The following is a 4,066-nucleotide window of genomic DNA, read 5'->3' as shown; positions in this document are numbered from 1 at the left end:
CTTTCGATGTTCCGATTGGGCGCGCCCGTGGGTTCAGGAATTGGATCGGAACTCTTTGTGGACAACCTGCCGTGAGGCTGAGGTGAGAAGTGCTGAGCACTCCCTCGATTTCCGTTACTGACCAAATCCTGCTGGAAGCGTGAGCGCTCAGGTGGGTGGATCGCCGCTGCCCTCAGAGCGCCCGAAATAATCGCTCACCGCCGCCATTATCGCCAGGAACGCGGCGGAATATCTTGCGAAACCGAAGGCTTGGGCCGCTACAAGCTTTGCCCCATGCAAATGCTGACTGACAAATTCGGAGGCTACTTCCTGGACTTCGCCCGACGTTTTCCCGAACAGCTCACGTTCTGTTGCGGTTGCATCAAACGACCGGCCAATCACGTGGCCAATCAACAGCCCTCCAACTGAACCAGCGAGCACCTTGGTCCGAGCTGCGTTGGTGACGGCCTGTCGCGAGGGTTGCACCCTTGGAGTGGTCGCACCGCCCGGGCCCTTCCGTCCCGCGTGTGTTTCGCTCGCCCAAGGGAATCCATTGCGGTTCGTTGGCGGTGTGCGGCCGTCAGCACTTCTTCTGCCGGCATCAAATACCGCCACCGCGCCGAGTGCTACCGCAGCCGCTGTGCCACCGTTTTCTTTGATGGCATCTGAGACGCCACCCACGACCCCGGCAACCTTGTCCTTGGCATACCGGGTAGTCACGTCGACCAAATGCCTGGGCTGCACGCGGCGGCTTATTTCACTGACAGGCCCGAACAGGGCCTGACGTTCGACCCGGCTCTGCGCCATAATCGCGCGGAGGTCATCGTTGCGTGGTGCCATAGCGGATCCCCTGCTTCAATGCAGCGAGATCGCTGCGCACCTGGTTTACGGTCTCAATGGGAGTGATAGTCCATCCGATAAGCGCCCGCTTCGCCAGGTAAAGGGAGAGGAAGCCTCCGCCAAACAAGACGACGCCAACAATCAGGCAGGCCAATATGGCGCTGATGCCAAGATAGATCATCACCAGGATCAGGAATTGGACCATGGCGAACGATGCCAGAATAAACAGGGCAACGGCCGCCATCCCGCATGCGCCGGACGAGACGATTGTCGAAGTCTTACTCTTCATTTCCGCCTTAAGCAGGCGCACATCCAAGCGCATCAACGAGGCGAATTTCTCGAGCGCCTCGATGACGATGCTGCCGAAGGGACGGCGATCGATACCATCATCCATCTGCAAGCCTCTCTCAGGAACGATCCGAGCTGCGCATGATGCGGGTGAGCATCACGCCGGCGAGGATCCCGACCCCAAAGAACGCCGCCGGTTGGCGCTGGGCGAATTTCGTAACGGAGTCGAGCAGTTCGCCGACGTTGCGATCTCTGACGTCGGTGGAGATTCGTTCCACACCCTCGGCCGCACTGCGCACCATGCTCGCGACCTGAGGCGATTGTTTTTCGATCCCGTCAGCGGCCTCCTTGACGGAGTGCGCGATGTTGGCAATCGCATCGGCGCCGGCGGTCTTGTTCGTCTCGACCGCTTCCTTGAACGCCCCAGCGGCATCGGCAGCAACTAAGCCGGCATAATCCTTGGCGTCGGTCGACACCGAGGCCGTAGCGCTCTTGAGGTGAGTCGCGGTCTCGGCCGCGCTCGTCTTCAATTTGCCGAGCGCTTCCTTGCTTTTGCCGGCCCGGTTGGCATCAGGTTGCCATTCATTCTCGTTGGTTGGCCCCGATGCGATGAAGTCGGTTGTGTCTGACGTGTTCACGATATTTCACTCCTGTTGTGTAGAGTGGAACTTCGTCACAAGCCTGCGGTTCCTGCGTTCGCAGAATAATCCCATTGCGCCTCCCCAGCGCCGCGAACGGCATTGGAGGCGGTCCAAACGTCTAACCAATCACCTCCGTCGGAAATGACATCGCGAGCAATCGACAAGGCTTACGCAGCCCTTGTTACGAGCTCGCCCACCGGTGCAAATCAATCCGGGGCAGTCACAAGGATCTAAGATGGAGGGGTTTTCCGTCTGAAAAATTGACGGTGGCGAGCCGAATGCTCGACCATTCCCAGCACCAAAAATCCTGGCCGCGGAGAGCGGTGCGTCATGCGACCGGGCTGAACGATCTGGCGCCTTTCTCATTTTGGCGCACCGTCACATCTCATCAGTGGAATCACGGGGAACAAAGCTTGCGTGACAAGGCCCGCGCCAAGGAGGGACCGATGGCGCGGRCCGGCCGATGTTTGCACATCAGCCTGCRACGGAGCCAAGCAGCGGCATCCGAAGCACTAATTCAACTATCCGGAATTGCWAATGTTCCGCCTTCGCGATTCTCGCCAACCGCATTCCCTCTAACTGGCTCGCGTCACGATCGACGCGAGCCAGGYCGAAAAGACTCTACTTGCCAAGAATTATGCGCTGCTTGTCGCGATTYTGGGCATAGGTGCCCTTGTCGTAGGCGGCCTGCGCYTCGAGCTGCGCCTTCGTAAGGTTTGTATAGAGGTAGCGGTTGCCGTTCTTGTCGGTCATGAACTTMAGCTGCTCCATTCCAACCGCGACCGACTTTTCTCCGATGCCRAGGAAACCACCGACGTCGACRACGATGGCRTCAACCTTCTTGTCTGTGCTCAAAACAAYGTCGCCGATCTCTCCAACYTTGGCATCATCGGCGCCGTACACRGTGGTTCCGATCAAATTCTCCGCGCTGATCTTATCCGCWGGCATCTCGGTCAGCGCCGACTTGTCAATGGCGGCRGTGGCGGTGTTGTCAGTGGCAACCGCAGGCGCGGCAGYGGGGGYGGCGACTGTGTCATAGGCCTTGSTGTCGAAGTTSGCCTGGGCCTGGAGATCTTCCTTTGTYGTCTTGGCGACCAACCACCGGCTGCCGTTCTTCTCAACCCATTCAGCCTTGCTGAAATCATAAGCGACGTTCTTTTCGCCAATCCCCAGGAAGCCTCCTACACCAATGATGATGAACTTGGCTTTACCGTCCTTGGCGAGAACAATGTCATTAACGTCACCGATCTTCTCGGCATTGTCTGCAGCACTATTGTAGACCGCAGTGCCCATGATCTTGCTCACGAGRCTCCCGTCAGGGGCCATCACAGGCTCGGTTGCAGCAGCATTTTGCGTTGTGTTGGCAGGCTTTGTGGCATCTTCAGAATGGGCGCCCGATACCAGCAGGCCTGATGACAGCAGCGTGACCACGGCGGTGGTGGTCAAAAGTTTGCGGATCATGGTATGTTTCCTTGTGCGTTTCGTTGATGCACGCCGCGCTCGGCTGAACCCGTGCAAGGCGGCTGGGCGCGGCATCTATGCACAGTGACAACGAGCCTCTCGTGGACAAGTTCCGTTTCCGCAGACCTGTGGTCTGCGCGTTGATATGGATTTTCCCGAACATGCAAGTCCGGGCCGAGATCGAGTTGAGCGGCGAGCTTGCCCTACCGTGCCTTGATTGCCTTAGACTGGTGAAAGATGCTCTCGATGAGATCCTTTTCGCGGAATGGCTTGCTTAGTAGGGGACGTCCGACGGCCGATCGGCAATCGCGCTAGCATACCGCTAGCCAATCCGAGATCGGGCCGCCCTGGGCTGTGGGCCAGAACGTCTGTTTTTGCCGGCAGCAATCTTATGCAGGTCCCGCCCTCCCTTCGAACTAGGGTTTGGTCGTGGGCGCACCATCGGGGTTAGGAAACGACTGCCTGTCGGACCCGTGCGACATGCTTGATTGAACTTGCGCCGAAAGGGGCGAATGTTCGAAAAGTTCAATCTCGAGATGTTGGATCTGCCTGAGGCTTCGCTACGCGGCTCGGGGCCACTGCTTCTGTTGCATGGCCACCCCCGACCTGCATGGTGGAATCGTTCTCGATCTGTCGGCAATGAACCATACGTCATTGACCCCGTGTCCCGCGCCGCTGAAGTCGAGGGCGGTGCATTGCTTGGGCATCGAGCAAGTGGAGGCAGCAGCTAACCGGCGCATGGCAGACCTCCAGCCGATGGGCAGGCGCGGGAAACCGGAAGAGGTAGCTGCTCTTGTGTGCTTCCTCTTGTCCGATCAGGCTAGCTTTATTACTGGAAGCTACCATCTGGTGGACGG

At 58.6% G+C, this 4,066-nt stretch carries 4 protein-coding genes and 1 pseudogene; 1 reads left to right on the top strand and 4 read right to left on the bottom strand.

Annotation, left to right across the window (positions count from 1 at the left end; translation table 11 throughout):
* Window positions 1-147: 147 nt before the first annotated feature.
* From AC1D0I_RS32255 to AC1D0I_RS32240, 4 genes are all read right to left on the bottom strand, one after another.
* Window positions 148-819, bottom strand: a complete 672-nt coding sequence (locus tag AC1D0I_RS32255; RefSeq protein ID WP_477344661.1) for a hypothetical protein — start codon at window positions 817-819, stop codon at window positions 148-150.
* On the bottom strand, window positions 800-1,213 hold the full coding sequence (locus AC1D0I_RS32250) for a phage holin family protein (protein ID WP_477344659.1): 414 nt from the start codon (window positions 1,211-1,213) through the stop codon (window positions 800-802). The genes AC1D0I_RS32255 and AC1D0I_RS32250 overlap by 20 nt, the downstream gene beginning before the upstream one ends.
* 13 nt (window positions 1,214-1,226) lie before the next feature.
* Window positions 1,227-1,745 carry a hypothetical protein gene (locus AC1D0I_RS32245; protein ID WP_477344657.1) on the bottom strand — a complete coding sequence of 173 codons (519 nt, stop codon included), beginning with the start codon at window positions 1,743-1,745 and terminating at the stop codon, window positions 1,227-1,229.
* Between the two features lie 624 nt (window positions 1,746-2,369).
* Window positions 2,370-3,209, bottom strand: a complete 840-nt coding sequence (locus AC1D0I_RS32240) for a PRC-barrel domain-containing protein (RefSeq protein ID WP_477400136.1) — start codon at window positions 3,207-3,209, stop codon at window positions 2,370-2,372.
* A gap of 717 nt (window positions 3,210-3,926) precedes the next feature.
* Here AC1D0I_RS32240 and AC1D0I_RS32235 point away from each other — a divergent pair.
* Window positions 3,927-4,066 (top strand): annotated as a pseudogene (locus AC1D0I_RS32235) (SDR family oxidoreductase); the annotation flags it as partial.

This window comes from Mesorhizobium sp. P2_D1 (assembly GCF_056404455.1).
This window is presented reverse-complemented; position numbering and strand designations above follow the sequence as displayed.

Coding starts and splice junctions, on each gene's coding strand:
- AC1D0I_RS32255 (WP_477344661.1), bottom strand. CDS start 819: ATGGCACCACGCAACGATGACCTCCGCGCGATTATGGCGCAGAGCCGG.
- AC1D0I_RS32250 (WP_477344659.1), bottom strand. CDS start 1,213: ATGGATGATGGTATCGATCGCCGTCCCTTCGGCAGCATCGTCATCGAG.